This is a genomic window from Streptomyces sp. NPDC040432 (genome assembly GCF_055595445.1).
The window spans coordinates 138,682-154,086 of sequence record NZ_JBVIVP010000014.1; the positions used below are offsets into that span (position 1 = coordinate 138,682).

The 15,405-nt window shown below is 71.6% G+C and carries 9 protein-coding genes; 5 read left to right on the top strand and 4 right to left on the bottom strand.

What is annotated here, in order from left to right; translation table 11 throughout:
- Positions 1-117: 117 nt before the first annotated feature.
- The 4 genes from ACZ58N_RS25900 (at position 118) to ACZ58N_RS25915 (ending at position 9,160) form a co-directional block, all read left to right on the top strand.
- The gene (locus ACZ58N_RS25900; protein ID WP_471164299.1) at positions 118-594 is read left to right on the top strand and encodes a phospholipase; all 477 of its coding nucleotides are present in this window, start codon (positions 118-120) and stop codon (positions 592-594) included.
- 92 nt (positions 595-686) lie between these two features.
- On the top strand, positions 687-1,625 hold the full coding sequence (locus ACZ58N_RS25905; RefSeq protein ID WP_471164302.1) for an alpha/beta fold hydrolase: 939 nt from the start codon (positions 687-689) through the stop codon (positions 1,623-1,625).
- A 449-nt stretch (positions 1,626-2,074) separates the two neighbouring features.
- A complete protein-coding gene (locus tag ACZ58N_RS25910) occupies positions 2,075-6,640 on the top strand; it encodes a HAMP domain-containing protein (protein ID WP_471164305.1) in 4,566 nt (1,521 codons plus the stop codon).
- Between the two features lie 42 nt (positions 6,641-6,682).
- On the top strand, positions 6,683-9,160 hold the full coding sequence (locus tag ACZ58N_RS25915) for a SpoIIE family protein phosphatase (protein ID WP_471164307.1): 2,478 nt from the start codon (positions 6,683-6,685) through the stop codon (positions 9,158-9,160).
- 4 nt (positions 9,161-9,164) lie between these two features.
- On the opposite strand, the gene ACZ58N_RS25920 is transcribed toward ACZ58N_RS25915, so the two are convergent.
- The 3 genes from ACZ58N_RS25920 to ACZ58N_RS25930 form a co-directional block, all read right to left on the bottom strand.
- On the bottom strand, positions 9,165-11,165 hold the full coding sequence (locus ACZ58N_RS25920) for an AAA family ATPase (RefSeq protein ID WP_471164310.1): 2,001 nt from the start codon (positions 11,163-11,165) through the stop codon (positions 9,165-9,167).
- 340 nt (positions 11,166-11,505) lie between these two features.
- Positions 11,506-11,901 carry a nuclear transport factor 2 family protein gene (locus ACZ58N_RS25925; protein WP_471164313.1) on the bottom strand — a complete coding sequence of 132 codons (396 nt, stop codon included), beginning with the start codon at positions 11,899-11,901 and terminating at the stop codon, positions 11,506-11,508.
- Between the two features lie 51 nt (positions 11,902-11,952).
- A complete protein-coding gene (locus ACZ58N_RS25930) occupies positions 11,953-13,194 on the bottom strand; it encodes a cytochrome P450, cyclodipeptide synthase-associated (protein WP_471164315.1) in 1,242 nt (413 codons plus the stop codon).
- Between the two features lie 330 nt (positions 13,195-13,524).
- Between ACZ58N_RS25930 and ACZ58N_RS25935 the strand changes: the two genes are divergently transcribed.
- Positions 13,525-13,962: a DUF6892 domain-containing protein gene (locus tag ACZ58N_RS25935; RefSeq protein WP_471164317.1), complete on the top strand. Its 438-nt coding sequence runs from the start codon at positions 13,525-13,527 to the stop codon at positions 13,960-13,962.
- Positions 13,963-14,293: 331 nt separating this feature from the next.
- Here the strand turns inward: ACZ58N_RS25935 and ACZ58N_RS25940 are convergent, their stop codons facing one another.
- The gene (locus tag ACZ58N_RS25940; RefSeq protein ID WP_471164320.1) at positions 14,294-15,364 is read right to left on the bottom strand and encodes a DUF8094 domain-containing protein; all 1,071 of its coding nucleotides are present in this window, start codon (positions 15,362-15,364) and stop codon (positions 14,294-14,296) included.
- Positions 15,365-15,405: the final 41 nt, after the last annotated feature.

A 15,405-nucleotide genomic window follows, 5' to 3' on the forward strand; every position in this document is an offset into this window, starting at 1 on the left:
CGCCATCGACCCGTCCGCAGCGGATAGCCGGGCGGTACGCACTTGATAACGGGGACTTCCAGACTCGTGCGCATCGCCGCCGGGGAGCTCCCGGCGCACCATTCCTGGAGGAACCCGATGCGTCGTCAACTCACCGCCGTCACGGCCGCCGTGGCGGCAGCCGTCGTCGCCCTGGCCACTCCGGCCGCCGCAGCACCCGCGGACAAGCCCCAGGTCCTGAGCGGTTGGACACAGACCAGCGCGGCCAGCCACAACTCCTGGGTCGCCGCACGCGCCAACCAGGGCAACTGGTCGGCCTACGGCTTCGACTGGTCGACGGACTACTGCTCGTCCTCCCCGGACAACCCGTTCGGCTTCCCCTTCCAGACGTCCTGCGCCCGCCACGACTTCGGCTACCGCAACTACAAGGCGGCGGGCTCCTTCAGCGCCAACAAGGCGCGGCTCGACGACGCCTTCTACGCCGACCTCAAGCGGGTGTGTACCGCCTACACGGGCGCGAAGCGCACCTCGTGCGACTCGACCGCCTGGACCTACTACCAGGCCGTCAAGGTCTTCGGGAAGTCGGCCGCCGTGGACAACGGCGCGGTCGCCTGACCCGACCGCCGGGACGGCCGCGCCCACCCGCCTCCGGGAGCACGGCGCGATGCCCGGAGGCGGGCGGGCGCGGCACGGAGGAGGATGGACACATGCGATGGCGTGCGCGCGGTGCGTCGGCGGCCGCGCTGGGTGTCCTGCTCCTGGTGGCGGCCACGCCCGGGCCCGACGGCGGGGACACCGGACAACGGGTGGACATCGGCGGCGGACGCGGCCTGTACCTGCGGTGCGAGGGTTCAGGGAGCCCGACCGTGGTACTGCTGTCCGGCCTCCACGAGGCCTCCGACCCGTGGTCGCTGACCGACACCACCCCACCCGTGCCGAAGGCACCGGCGGTGCTGCCCGGAGTGGCCGCGTTCACCCGGGTGTGCACGTACGACCGGCCCGGCACCATCCGCTACACGCAGCCACCGACGCTCACCACCCGCAGCACGCCCGTACGCGGAACCAGGGCGCTGCCCGACATGGTCCGGGACCTGGACCGGGTACTGGCCGCCGGTCGCGTCCCTGGCCCGTACCTCCTGGTGGGGCACTCCTTCGGCGGGATGCTGGCCCTGCGGTACGCGCAGGAACACCCCGACCGGACACGCGGGCTGGTCCTCGTCGACGCCCTGGGCCCCGGGCTGAAACCGGCGATGGGGGCGGACTGGGCGGCGTACGTCACGTCCCTGCGCCACCCCGGCACACCCTTCGACACCGATCCGAACTTCGAACAGGTCGACATCGACGCCGGCGTCGACGCCATCGACCGGGGCGGCCCGCTCCCGCCGGTCCCGGTCGCGGTGCTCAGCAAGACCGCGCCCTTCGCCGCGCCGGCCACCATGGACAAGGCGCTGCTCGCGAAGCTCGAAGCGGCCTGGCCCGAGACCCAACGCGCACTGGTCGGGCTGCGGCCGCAGACCCCGCAGCTGTTGGCCACCGGCAGCGACCACTACGTCCAGGTCCACGACCCCGACCTCACGGTCGCGGCGATCCGCCTGGTCGCCGACCGGGCCGCGACCCTGCCCGAATCTAAGCCGACCACCCGCTGAACGGCCCTGTGCCGCAGCCGGGGTCGTCGTACGCCACCGGGCGGCTGCCGCCGGACTCCGGAGCCCGGGGGCGACGCCTGTGCGCCGTCGTCGGGGGCCTGCCGGTTTCCCCGGTGCCCGCGGCGGGCGGGCGGGGAATCGTCCGGGTGCCGTACGGATCCGTGCGGCAGCCCGCGGTGTTGCGGGACCCGGTCGCGCGGCACAGGGGGGAAGGGCCCCGCGACCCGGGTCCGCTGCGGGAGGTCCTCAGGATCGGGACCGTCCCGTACCTGCGCGTGTGTCCACCCCGTTCGATCCCGAACGGCCCGGGCCCCGGCCGCCCGCGGGCGCCCGCGGGCGGGAGGAGTTCGCGGACCTGTGCTCCGCGGGCCGCGCGGGGTGTGGTGGACTTGTCCCCGGCCCGCCCCGAGGATCGCGGCGTGCCCAGGGCGGACTGAGATGGGGCTGGGATGAGCAAGCCGGCGGAAACACGCGCGGGTGCCGGGGCTACCGGGGCGGTGGGGGAGCCGGAACTGCGCCAGCTGCTCGCCGGGCTGACGGCCGTACGCGACGGTGATTTCGGTACCCGGCTGCCGGACGAGGCCGACGGCCTGCTCGGCGAGATCGCCACGGTCTTCAACGGCATGGTCGATCAACTGTCCCTGTTCACCTCCGAGGTCACGCGTGTCGCCCGGGAGGTCGGCACGGAGGGGACGCTCGGCGGGCAGGCCGTGGTACCCGGGGTATCGGGCACCTGGGCCGACCTGACGGACTCCGTCAACGCGATGGCCGGCAACCTGACGACCCAGGTGCGGGACATCGCCCAGGTGGCCACGGCGGTGGCGCGCGGCGACCTGTCGCAGAAGATCGACGTGGCGGCCCGGGGCGAGATCCTGGAGCTGAAGGACACCGTCAACACGATGGTCGACCAGTTGTCCTCCTTCGCCGACGAGGTGACCCGCGTCGCCCGCGAGGTCGGCAGCGAGGGCCGTCTCGGGGGCCAGGCCGAGGTACCCGGCGTCGCGGGGGTGTGGCGCGACCTCACCGATTCCGTGAACTTCATGGCCGGCAACCTCACCGACCAGGTCCGCAACATCGCCCAGGTGACCACGGCGGTCGCCCGGGGCGACCTGTCGCAGAAGATCGCCGTCGACGCCCGGGGCGAGATCCTGGAACTCAAGAACACCATCAACACGATGGTCGACCAGCTGTCCGCGTTCGCCGGAGAAGTCACCCGCATGGCGCGCGAGGTCGGCACCGAGGGCATCCTCGGTGGTCAGGCCGATGTGAAGGGCGTCTCGGGTACCTGGCGGGACCTGACCGACTCGGTCAACTTCATGGCCGGGAACCTGACCTCGCAGGTCCGTTCCATCGCCCAGGTGGCCACCGCGGTGGCGCAGGGAGACCTGTCGCAGAAGGTCCGGGTGAACGCGCGCGGCGAGATCCTGGAGCTGAAGACGACCATCAACACGATGGTCGACCAGCTGTCCGCGTTCGCCGACGAGGTGACCCGGGTGGCGCGCGAGGTGGGCACGGACGGCCGGCTCGGTGGTCAGGCCGATGTGAAGGGCGTCTCGGGTACCTGGCGGGACCTGACCGACTCGGTCAACTTCATGGCCGACAACCTCACGGCGCAGGTCCGCTCGATCGCGGAGGTCACCACCGCCGTCGCCCAGGGAGACCTGTCGCAGAAGATCCGCGTCGACGCGCGCGGCGAGATCCTGGAGCTGAAGGAGACCATCAACACGATGGTCGACCAGCTGTCGGCGTTCGCCGACGAGGTCACCCGGGTCGCCCGCGAGGTCGGCACCGAGGGCAACCTGGGCGGTCAGGCCACCGTCCGGGGCGTCTCGGGCACCTGGAAGGACCTCACCGACAACGTCAACGTCATGGCGTCCAACCTGACGGGCCAGGTGCGTTCCATCGCCCAGGTCGCCACCGCCGTCGCACGCGGCGACCTCTCGCAGAAGATCACCGTCGAGGCCAAGGGCGAGGTCGCCGCGCTGGCCGGGGTGATCAACACCATGGTCGACACCCTGTCGGCGTTCGCCGACGAGGTGACCCGGGTGGCGCGCGAGGTCGGCACCGAGGGCCGCCTCGGCGGACAGGCCCGGGTACCCAACGTCGCCGGAACCTGGAAGGACCTCACCGACAACGTCAACTCCATGGCGAACAACCTGACCGGCCAGGTCCGCAACATCGCCCTCGTGACCACCGCGGTCGCCAACGGGGACCTCTCCAAGAAGATCGACGTGGACGCGCGCGGCGAGATCCTGGAGCTGAAGACCACCATCAACACCATGGTCGACCAGTTGTCCTCCTTCGCCGCCGAGGTCACCCGTGTGGCCCGCGAGGTCGGCAGCGAGGGTCGCCTCGGCGGTCAGGCCGAGGTCGAGGGCGTCTCGGGGACGTGGAAGCGGCTCACCGAGAACGTCAACGAACTCGCCGGAAACCTCACCCAGCAGGTCCGCGCCATCGCCGAGGTCGCCAGCGCCGTCGCGGAGGGGGACCTCACCCGGTCGATCACCGTCGACGCCTCGGGCGAGGTCGCCGAACTCAAGGACAACATCAACTCGATGGTGGGTTCGTTGCGCGAGACCACCCGGGCCAACCAGGAACAGGACTGGCTCAAGTCCAACCTGGCGCAGATCTCCGGCCTGATGCAGGGACACCGGGACCTGGCCGTCGTCGCCGAGCTCGTCATGGACGAACTCACCCCCCTCGTCGACGCCAGCTACGGCGCCTTCTACCTGGGCGAGGAGGCCGACGGTCAGGCCTGGCTCACCCTGATCGGCTCCTACGGGCGGCCCACCGACAGCCCCCAGCGGATCAAGCACGGCGAAACCCTGGTCGGGCAGGCGGCGCGCAGCCGCCGCATCCTCGCCACCGACAACGTGCCGCCCGGCTACCTCATCTCCTCCGGGCTGGGCGCCGCCGCTCCCGCCAACCTCATCGTCCTGCCCATCCTCGTGGAGGACCAGGTGCTCGGCGTCATCGAGCTCGCCTCGTTCAGTCCCTTCACCCCCGTGCACCGCGACTTCCTCGGCCGCCTGATGGAGACCGTCGGGGTCAACGTCAGCACCATCGTCGCCAACGCCCGCACCGACGAACTCCTCGGCGAGTCCCAGCGCCTCACCGGCGAGCTCCAGGCCCGTTCCGAGCAGCTCCAGGTCCAGCAGGACGAACTGCAACGCTCCAACGCCGAACTGGAGGAGAAGGCCGCCCTCCTCGCCACCCAGAACCGTGACATCGAGACGAAGAACCTGGAGATCGAACAGGCCAGGCAGGAACTGGAGGACCGGGCCCAGCAGCTCTCCCTGGCCTCCAAGTACAAGTCGGAGTTCCTGGCCAACATGAGCCACGAGCTGCGCACCCCGCTCAACAGCCTGCTGATCCTCGCCCAGCTCCTCTCCCAGAACCCGAGCCGGAACCTCACGCCCAAGCAGGTCGAGTACGCGGGCATCATCCACTCCGCGGGTTCCGACCTCCTCCAGCTCATCAACGACATCCTCGACCTGTCGAAGGTCGAGGCCGGCAAGATGGACATCAATCCCGAGCGGGTCTCCCTCAAGAGGCTCCTCGACTACGTCGAAGCCTCGTTCAGGCCTCTGACCAGCCAAAAGGGCCTCGATTTCGACATCACGACCGCGTCGGGCGTACCGGTGGACCTCCTCACCGACGACGCGCGCCTGCAACAGATCCTGCGCAACCTGCTCTCCAACGCGGTGAAGTTCACCGAACGCGGCCAGGTCCAGGTCCGCATCGAACCGGCTTCCCCGGCGGAGGTCCCCGCGGAGCTCGCCCGGTCCGGATCCGTCGTCGCCTTCCGGGTCATCGACACCGGCATCGGGATCGCCGAGCAGCAGCTGGAGGTCATCTTCGCCGCCTTCCAGCAGGCGGACGGCACCACCAGCCGCAAGTACGGCGGTACCGGCCTGGGCCTGTCCATCACCCGGGAGATCGCCCGTCTCCTCGGAGGCGCGGTGACGGCGCACAGCGTCCCGGGCGAAGGCTCCACCTTCACCCTCTACCTCCCCGTCTCCCGCCCCGACCTCGTCGACCGCGAGACGTCCGCCCCGGCCCCGGAGGCGACCGACGGCGACGCCGGCGAACCGTACGGCGACACCGCTCCGGCCGAGGACACCCGCCACCCCCGACGCCTGCTGGTGATCGAACAGCGCAGCAACGGCCTGCTGAGCCTCGTCGCGGAGAGCGCCGCCGCCGACCTGACCGCCGGCCGGGCGACGTCCGGCCCGGCCGGTCAGGCCGTGGTCGTCACCGCCGTCACCGCGGCCGACGCGGCCGACGTCCTCGCGCAGTCACCGTTCCACTGCGTGGTCCTCGAACTCGACCCCGACGGCGAAGCCGTGCGCTTCCTCCAGGACCTCGCCGGCGACACGGCCCTCGCCTCCATGCCGGTACTCGCGCACGACAACCGCCGCATGACCCGCGCACAGCAGGAGGAGATCGCGCTGCGCGCCACCACCCAGCCGCTCGAAGTGCTCTCCAGCCTCGACGAGCTGCGCGAACGCATCGCCCTGCACCTGTCGGCGGAACGCCCCGGCGACGCCCTGCCCCTCGTACGCCTCGACGCCGACCTCGCCACGCCCGAACATCCCGTCGTGGACACCGGCCTGGCCGGCCGATCCGTCCTGGTCGTCGACGACGACCCGCGCAACCTGTACGCGATCAGCGGGATCCTGGAACTGCACGGCCTGCAGGTCCTCCACGCCGAGAACGGCCGCAAGGGCATCGAGACGCTCACCAGCACCCCGGGGATCGATCTGATCCTGATGGACGTGATGATGCCGGAGCTGGACGGCTACGCGGCGACTGCGGAGATCAGGCGCATGCCCCGGTACGCCCACCTGCCCATCATCTCCGTGACCGCCAAGGCGATGCCCGGAGACCGGGAGAAGAGCCTCGCCTCCGGGGCCAGCGACTACGTCACCAAGCCCGTCGACGCCGACGACCTCATCCTCCGCCTGCGCAGGTGGCTGCCCTCGCAAGGAACCCCGGAAGCCCCCCGGGCCTGACCCCCGCCACCCCGCCCGTCCCACGGAGAAGACCGACGCACGGTGAACACCACCCCCGGCGACCCCACCGCCCCGCAACCGCACGACCAGGACCGGACCGTCACCGACGCCGACGCGCGGGCGGTCCCCGCCGCCCGCGCACCCCGGCCGCTGCCCCATGACGCGACGCCGGAACGGCCGCCCGGCACCGAACCCGGCGGGCCGGGACGTCTCGCCGCCACCGTGGATCGGCTGCGCCAGGAAGCGCTGGAGGCCCAGTCGGCAGCCGAGGGAAGGGCACTGGTCGAGATGGCCAAGGGCATCCTCGTGGGGCGCCTGGGCTGCGGCCCCACGGAAGCCTCCCGGCAGCTGACCACGCTGGCCGAACAGTCGGGCACCACCGTCCTCGCCCTCGCCGTCGACGTCATCAACCGGTCCGCCCGCGACCGCGTCAGCGACATCGCACAGCACTTCCTCGACACCGCCGTCGGGCCCGACGGGTCCGACGCCACCGAACCGGCCGTCCGCCTGCGCACGGCCGAGAGCAGCGTGCTCGCCGCCACCGACTCCCAGGCCGTCGCCACCGCCCTGCTGGAGAACGCGCTCCGCCCGCTGGGCGCGCACGGCGTCGCCATCTGGATCGCCGCGGCCGACTCCTCCCTGACCCTGGTGGGGCAGGCCGGCTTCTCCCAGGAGGACGCCGCGCGCTGGCGCTACGTACCGCCCGAGGTCGCCACCTGCGCCCGCCTCGCATTGACCAACCGCGACCTCACGGTCGTCACCAATCTGTCCGAGACCGGCGTCCCCACCATCGGTCGACGGCCACACCCCGACGGCGGACGCGTCGTGGTCCCCTCCGGCACCGGCGGACGCATCCACGGAGTCCTGGAGATCGCCTGGCCGCGGGCGTTGCCCCCGCAGCCTCCGCAGGTCCTGCGCCAACTGGAGGCCCTGGCCGAGCTGTGCGCGCACACCCTGGAGGAACGGAACCCCCACCGGGGAACAGCGGCCGACACCGCCCACCCGGGCGCGATGGCCGAACTCACCGACCTCACCGACCACCTCCACGACCCGGCCCTCGTCCTCACCCCCGCCCTCGACAACGACGGACGCCTCGCCGACTTCCGGATCCACCACACCAACAGCCGCTTCGTCGACCCCGCCGGACGACCCCGGTCGATCGTCACCGGAGCCCGCTTCCTGGAGGCGTACCCGGCAGCGGCCGAGGACGGCGGCCTCTTCGACAAACTGGAGCGGGCCTACGCCACCGGGGAGTCCTGCCAGGTCCTCAGCACGGCGCTGACCGCGTTCGTCGGCGACGTGCCCCTCACCACCGTCGCCGACGTGAGCATCACCCGGCACGGAGCGGCCCTCCTCCTCATCTGGAAGATCGAGGACGAGACCGCACGCCTGGCCGGCCTGCTGCAACACGCCCAACGGCTCGGCAGGGTGGGCGGCTTCGAACAGAACATGACCACCGGGAACACCACCTGGAACGGCCAGCTCTTCAGCCTCTTCGGCCTGCCCGTCACCGCCCCACCCGTCGCCCTCGAAGACCTCGCCACCCACGCCCACCCCCACGACGTCGATTCCATCGGCCGGTTCCTGCGCACGCTCCTGCACCACCGACGCGAATCGTCGGTCGACTTCCGCCTCCTGCGCCCGGACGGCATCACCCGCCACATCCGCATGGTGGCCGAGCCCGTCCTGGACGACCGGGGCCGGCTCCACGCGGTCCGGGGTGCCTGTCAGGACGTCTCCTCGCAACACTGGACCGAGGTCGCCCTGGCCGCGACGCGCGACCAACTCGCCGACACCGAAGCCGAGTCCGCCGACCGCAGCAGGCTCGCCCTGCAACTCCAGCAGGCCATCATGCCGCCGGCTCCCGCACCCCTCGAAATGCCGGGGCTACGCATCGCCGTCCGCTACCGGCCCGCGGAAACCGAGGCGTTCGTCGGCGGCGACTGGTACGACTCCGTCGTCCTGCCCGACAACAAGATCCTCCTCAGCGTCGGTGACGTCGCGGGCCACGGCGTCCGGGCCGCCACCGGCATGGTCGTCCTGCGCAACGCCCTGCGCGGTCTCGCCGTCACCGGAGCCGGCCCCGCGCAACTGCTCACCTGGCTGAACAGCGTGGCCTTCCACCTCACCAGCCACCTCACCGCCACCGCCGTCTGCGGCATCTTCGACCCGGAGACCCGCACCCTGCGGTGGGCCCGCGCGGGCCACCTGCCACCCGTACTGGTCCGCGGCACCCGGGCCGGCGCCTTCCCCCTCACGGGAGGCATGCTCCTCGGAGCACTGCCCGAGCCGACCTTCGTCGAGGAAGAGGTACAACTCCAGGCCGGTGACGTCCTGCTCATGTACACCGACGGCCTCGTCGAACGCCGCGACATCGCGGTCACCGACTCCCTGTCGCAATTGCTCACCGTCGCGTCCCGCACCGCGGACTCCCTGGAAAAGCGACTCGACAACATGCTGATACACACCGCGTCCGACACCGATGACGACACCTGCCTCATCGGAATCGAGGTGCGCTGACGGATCACCGCGGGCCGTGCAGCTCCCGCTGCCACAGGGCTTCGCAGAGCAGGTCCAGGCCCTGACGCAGGTGACGCCGGTAGGTGCCGTACGGAAGTCCGAGGCGACGCGCCGCCGCCTCCTGCGTCGGCGCCCCCGAGAAGTGGCCCGCGGTCAGGGCCTCGCGGGCGCGCACCCCGCGCGGGTCGAGGGCCAGGTCGTCGACGGCCTCGCGCAGCAGCGTGCGCAACGCGCCGACGGGTTCCTCGCAGTCGGCCACGAGCCGGGTCCGCAGCAGGGCGCAGGCGGCGAAGCCGCTCCCGTCGCGCCAGTGCGCCAGCGCCTCGCGCACGGCCTGGTCGAACGCGCCGCGCGAAACGGGCGAGGGCCCGGACCGGACGGGGACATCGGTCATGTCCGTGGCCGAGATGAACCGTTGGAGCCAGGCCTCCACGGGCGTCCGACGCCAGTCGACACCGAACAGTCCGTAGGTGTGCGTACCGACCCTCGGCCGGGCCCCGGTGTCGGTGAGGGTGCCCTTGACACGTTCGGCCCAGGTTTCGGCGTCCTGGTAGACGGCGAAGCCCCAGGCGCGCCCGCGGGCCCGGGCCGCTTCCGCCTGGGCGCGGGAACTGCTCAGGTCGATGACGCGCGAGGGGACCTGGTACTGCTCGGGGTAGATCGAGAAGCGGCTTATGCCGATCTCCTCGCCGGGGCCCACCGGCGCGGTGGCGTCGGTGAACCGCCACGCGGCGGCGACGACCGGGTCGGTGGCCAGGTCCTGCTGGTCGGGAGGGGCCGGCAGGGCCAGTCGGGCCGTGAACGCCACGATCCGGCCGGTGCTGACGAGGCGGTAGACGCTGAAGGCCCGGGGCTGGCGCCCCGCCCAGTAGCGGACGAGTTCCGCGGAGGCGGGTCCCTCGGTCTCCTCGGCCATGCCCAGTACGACGTCGAGGTCGTCCGGGTGCAGGGGACGGTCGTGGACCTCGTCCTCACGGGACCACGTCCGCAGCCGTGTCAGTGTCTCGCCCTCACGGAAGAGGTAGAAGAGTTCGTCGGTGACCGTCCACCCCCGGTCCTCGGGGCCCTCGCGCAGGAGGCGCAGGTACTCGTCGGCCAGCCGCCGGCGCATCGTCTCGAACGCGTTGGGCGCCCGCCACCGCAGGTCGGCGGCCAGCGTCTCGCGCGCGGCGTCGTGCGGGTGGAGCCCCCGGAGCGTGGACTCCATGAAGGGGAGGTCCCTCAGCCAGGAGAACAGCACGTGGGCGTCCTCGTCGGGCAGCACCGCGGCGAGCAGTTCCTCGGACGTCGAGTGTGCCTGCGCCGCCACTTCCAGGGCCCGGCGGTGGGCGGCCGTGGGCACCTCACCGATCAACCCGGCCAGCAGGGTGCGCAGGACGTCCGCCGAGGGAGCCCATATCTCCTCGCTGCCGCAGCCCGCCGACCCGGCCGCCGCCGCCAGGGACAGGGCGAGGGGGTTCCCACCGGCGAAGCGCAGCACCCGGTCCCGCAGCTCCGGCCGGATGTCCGCCGCGACCAGCAGGTGCCGGGCCTGCTCGGCGGAGAACGGCTCCAGCTCGGTCACGTGCAGCAGCCGGGACCAGGCGGGGTCGGCGGTCCACTGCGGCTGCGGCGCGCGCCGTCCGGCGAGGACGACCAGGGCGTCGTCGGCGGCGCGCGGCAGGAAGTGGTGCCACAGCCAGCTCTCCAGCCACTGGCAGTGCTCGAAGGAGTCGACGAACAGGACCGTCCCCGGAACGTCGAGGAACGGCCCGGCGGCACGCTCGAAATCGGCCGGGTCCCGGCTGACGAACCGGCCGTCGAGCTCGATGAGCAGGCGACCCGCGGTGCGGGCGTGGTCCGCGAGCCGGCGCAGCAGCGTCGACTTCCCGATGCCGCCCGGCCCGCACACGTAGAACGCGAACGGCGCCTGCGGATCTCCGGCCAGAGCCTCCTCGAAGCGCCCCAGCTCCTCGTCCCGGCCCACGAAGGCCCGTACGCGTGCTCGGCTCAGTCTTTCCCCCACGGACACCATGGCGGCCAACCCCCTTGTTCCAGCGTCTGAGAAGTGCACGACCCGGCGCCGACCGGCCGGGACCCTGTCGCGCACGCGTGGCAATGAGGTGTGGCACCCGACATCCGGGAGGCCGATTCCGCCTCCAGGGCCGCTGCTCCGGTGCAGATCGTAACGGAGCCGTCGGGCGCCGGGACGTGAGGTGAGGGGCCGCGCCCGGGGCAAACCCGGCACCCGTCCACCGAGTTCGGCACGCGTGCGGTGCCCGGACGGCCTTGGGGGCGGTCCTTCGCCGACCGACACCCCGGCGGGCGCCACCCGGTGCGGCGGCGCCCGGCGAAGGCCGCCCGCCTCACTTGATCAGCCCGAGGTTCCCGTCGTCGGGGTGGCCGTCGACGAGGAGGGTGGTCTCCTCGACGCGCTGGAAGCGGCCGTCCTCGGCCAGTCGGGCGAAGAGGAACACCTCGGTGCGCGAGGTACGGCCGTCGTGCCGGGTGATGGTGACGGTGTGGCGGTCGGCGTAGTTCGGTCCGTCGCGGAGCTCGTCGTGGACCTCGATGTGCCCGCCGGCGACCAGGCTGCGCAGCCGCGTCATGTGCTGGGTGAAGGCGGCCCGGTCGCTCCACACGCCGTTGGTGCGCTGACGGTAGTCGGGGGTGAAGTGCCTGTCGATGGCTTGGGAGAGGTCGAGACCCGGGGTGAACAGCAGGTCGTTGATGGCTCGGGTGATGTCGGTGGTCTGCGTCATGGATGTATTCGCCTGGGGGAGGAGGGACGGGGAGGTGGGGGAGGCGGAACCTCATTCGAGGGCGGTGATGCCCTCCGGTACGGGAGTGAAGTCGAGGGGCAGGGCGACGGGACCCCGCGTGTACAGGCCGGTCTCCCGGTACCGGAAGCCGGGGCTGAACCGGGCCTGGTCGAGCAGTGGCAGGAGCATCGCGGCGACCGTCTCGATCTCGGCCCGGGCGAAGGCGGCGCCGACGCATTGGTGGAGCCCGGTACCGAAGGCGAGGTGTTGGGCGGCCGCGGTGAAGGAGCGGGCGGTTCCCAGGTCCGGTCGGTGGATGTCGAAGGTGTCCGGCGCCGTGAAGGCCTGCGGGTCGCGGTTCGCCGCGCCGATCATGCAGAACACGGTGGCGCCCGCGGGGACGGTGGTGCCGGCGAACACGGCGTCCCCTTCGGCCTGGCGGGGGATGAGTTGGACCGGCGGGGTGTAGCGCAGGGTCTCGGCGATCGCGGCGGGCAGCAGGTCCGGGTTCCGCCGGACCTGTGCCATCTGCTCGGGGTGGTCGATGAGGTGCTTGAAGAGCAGGCCGAGGGTCTTGTCCGCGGGTTCGGTCGCGGCGGCCAGCACATTGATGATCAGTGCGGTGACGTCGCGATCGCTCATGGCGATGCCGTCGAACTCGGCCGTGCACAACTGCGATATCAGATCCTCGCCGGGGTGCCTGCGCCGGTGCTCGATGACGGGCAGCAGGTAGGCCTCCAGCCGTTCGGCGCAGTCCAAACAGTGCCGGCGGCGTTCGGGAGTGAGCGCCAAGCTGGTGATGAACTCGGCGACCCCGCTGTGCCAGGCGGACACCTGGAGCCAGTCCGCCTTGTCCAGACCGAGCACGTCGAGCGTCACGCGGATGGCCAGCGGTCTGCCGAAGTCGTTGACCAGGTCCATGCGACCGCGGGGAAGGAACGGCGCCATGAGCTCGGCGGCGTTGGAGCGGATGGCGCGCACCTGGTGTTGGAGGGCCCCGCCGGTGAAGCTCCGGACCACGATCTTCCGCTTGGCGGTGTGTTCCGCCCCGGTCATCTGGGCGAGGACCGGCCCGCGCATCACCGGCTCGGCACGCACGTGCAGCGTCTCGGTGGTGAACGCCTCGTGGTCGGTCAGTACCCGCCGCACGTCCTCGTGGCGGGAGACGAAATAGCTGTCGATACCGGGCTCGTAGTGCACCGGGGACTGCTCCCTCAGCCGGGCGAACCAGCGGTAGGGGGAGGCGGCGAAGTCTTCGGACAGGACGCTGACATCGGGACTGACCACGGGCATGGGACAAAACCTCTCAACGTGCTCGGTGCGTGACCGGAGCCGCACCGGGGGTGCCAACGGCCCGGTCGAACCGGGTGGATCCGACATCCATCGCTTTCTCTCCTCACGGCAGCCGCCGCTCTCGACCGGGGGACCCCGAGCGGGATGCCCGCGTCCCCATTCCCCCCGGCTGCATGACGTGCGACTGCCCGTACAGGTTGCTTCCGCCGGGCGGTCGAAATCCGTACGGAGCTCGAAGACGTCCCGGGTGCACCGTCCTCGCCGCCGCCGGCGCACTTCACGGAGGACCTCCCCGCGACCTCGTCGGACGCCGCTGATAGGGATGGGGGCATGACTGCTTTTCGCGACTTCAACTTCAAGCTCCTCGTCATCGAGAAGCTCATGTACTGGGACCGGACGCTCGGCCCCGAGTTCAGCCTGCGCGATCACATGCGGGCGCTGGGGATCGAGGACCTCGAAGCACACGTGGAGCGAAACGAGTTGGAATACACCGTCCTGCCCGAGGCACGTGCGTACTTCGAGGCGCTGGAGATACCCGCCGAACTGCTCGCCACCGTGGAGGAGCTGACCTTCGACGGCGGGCACAGCGTCTTCATGGAGTGCGCCCCGGTCTGGGACGGCGAGGACGACCTCTTCGACGTCCGGTCCCTCGACGACCTGGACCTCCTGCCCAACCTCACGCTCTTCACCGGCGGATTCGCCCTGGCGCACATGCTCCCCGACGCCCCGGGGATCCTGGCCGCCCGGGGCATCGAGGCCCGTCACTAGGACCTGTCGTCAACCCCCGTCCGCCTCGCGGGCGACGACGGGACTTCGACGGCAGGCCCTGGCCCGCTCGGCCGCGTCGCCGGCCTCCCCGGAAGGCCCGCAGGAGCGAGCGGAATTCGCCCTCGCCCTCACCCTCGTCGGCGAGGGCGAGGGCGAGGGTGCGGGTGAGCGGGCACGGTTCAACCCGTGACGGGGTGAGGGGCATGGCCCGATGCTATGACTCCCGTGCGCGAAACCACATGAGTGATCCGCGTGAGTGGTCGGAGCGCGCAGTGCTTTCCCACGCCCCGGGTCCGCGGGACGCCGTCGCCCGCAGGCCCCGCCGGATGCGTCAGCCGGTGGACTTGGTGCCGTCGAAGGAGTACGGCAGGTTCGACTCGGCCGCGACGGACACCTCGCCCGAAGCGCCCGCAGGAACCTTCAGCACGGTCAGGCCCATGATCCGCTGGGTGTACGAGGCCCACGGGATGCCGGTCGTGCCGGCCCAGCCGCTGCTGTTGAACGTCGTCGAACGTCCCGGGCCCAACTCCGTGTACACCCGGCTGACGGCGGTGCACGCCACGAGCGCCCCGCCGTCCGTGGTGCGCCATACCGGTCCGTGCGGGACGCGGGTGATGTCGACGTTCACATCGAGCTTGCCGCCCTTGCCCACGTCCTTGCGCATCGCCTTGATGCCCGCCGCGGCGCCCGCCCTCGCCTCGGTGATGTCCTGACTCCACTTCACACCGCCCGTGCCGGTGTCGCTGTGGAGGTGGTCGCCGTACTGCCCGCACACGTTCGCCGGGTCGGCGGCGAGGCCCGCCACGTCCCCGCCGGTGACCGCCCGACCGTCGGGCCCGACCGCTATGCCGGGCAGGTCGGTCGTCGCGGGCGCCCGGGCGATGAAGGTGGCCAGCCAGGGCCCGCCCGTCCGCTCCTGGTGGAAGAGGGACCAGCGCAGCACGGTCTTGCTCTTCGCGACGCCGACGGTACGACCCTCCACCTCGTGGGCGCCGAACAGCCACCGGTCGCTGCCGTCGTCCTTGCCGGTGCTCCACGTGTGCACGGCAGGTTCCGTCTTCGGGGAGTTGCCGGGGCTCGGCGTCTCATCGGCGCCGTACTTCTTGCCGGTCTCCACGACGGCGAGCTGTTGCGCCAGCAGCGGACCCCCGGTGACGCCCTTCCAGTACTCGGCGTCGGGGTTGACGGCCTCGACCTTCGCGGTCAGGTCCTTGACGACGCCCCGCGCCTCCTCCTCGGAGAGCGGGGGCACCTTCACCGGAGCGGCCGGGGCGCTCGTCGCGGGAGCGGCGGTGGGGGTCGCCGTACCGTCGGCGCCGGCCTTCGAGGTCTGCGCTCCGCAACCGGCCGTCGCGGCGACCGAGAGCAGGACGGTCAGGGCCGCGGGTACGGAACGTCTCATCATCAAATCCTTCGGGGAACGGTGCACGGGAACCCTGATGA

Bases quoted from the DNA above. Each gene is read 5' to 3' on its own strand.
- ACZ58N_RS25900 (WP_471164299.1), top strand. From the start codon at position 118: ATGCGTCGTCAACTCACCGCCGTCACGGCCGCCGTGGCGGCAGCCGTC.
- ACZ58N_RS25905 (WP_471164302.1), top strand. From the start codon at position 687: ATGCGATGGCGTGCGCGCGGTGCGTCGGCGGCCGCGCTGGGTGTCCTG.
- ACZ58N_RS25910 (WP_471164305.1), top strand. From the start codon at position 2,075: ATGAGCAAGCCGGCGGAAACACGCGCGGGTGCCGGGGCTACCGGGGCG.
- ACZ58N_RS25925 (WP_471164313.1), bottom strand. From the start codon at position 11,901: ATGACGCAGACCACCGACATCACCCGAGCCATCAACGACCTGCTGTTC.
- ACZ58N_RS25930 (WP_471164315.1), bottom strand. From the start codon at position 13,194: ATGCCCGTGGTCAGTCCCGATGTCAGCGTCCTGTCCGAAGACTTCGCC.
- ACZ58N_RS25935 (WP_471164317.1), top strand. From the start codon at position 13,525: ATGACTGCTTTTCGCGACTTCAACTTCAAGCTCCTCGTCATCGAGAAG.
- ACZ58N_RS25940 (WP_471164320.1), bottom strand. From the start codon at position 15,364: ATGAGACGTTCCGTACCCGCGGCCCTGACCGTCCTGCTCTCGGTCGCC.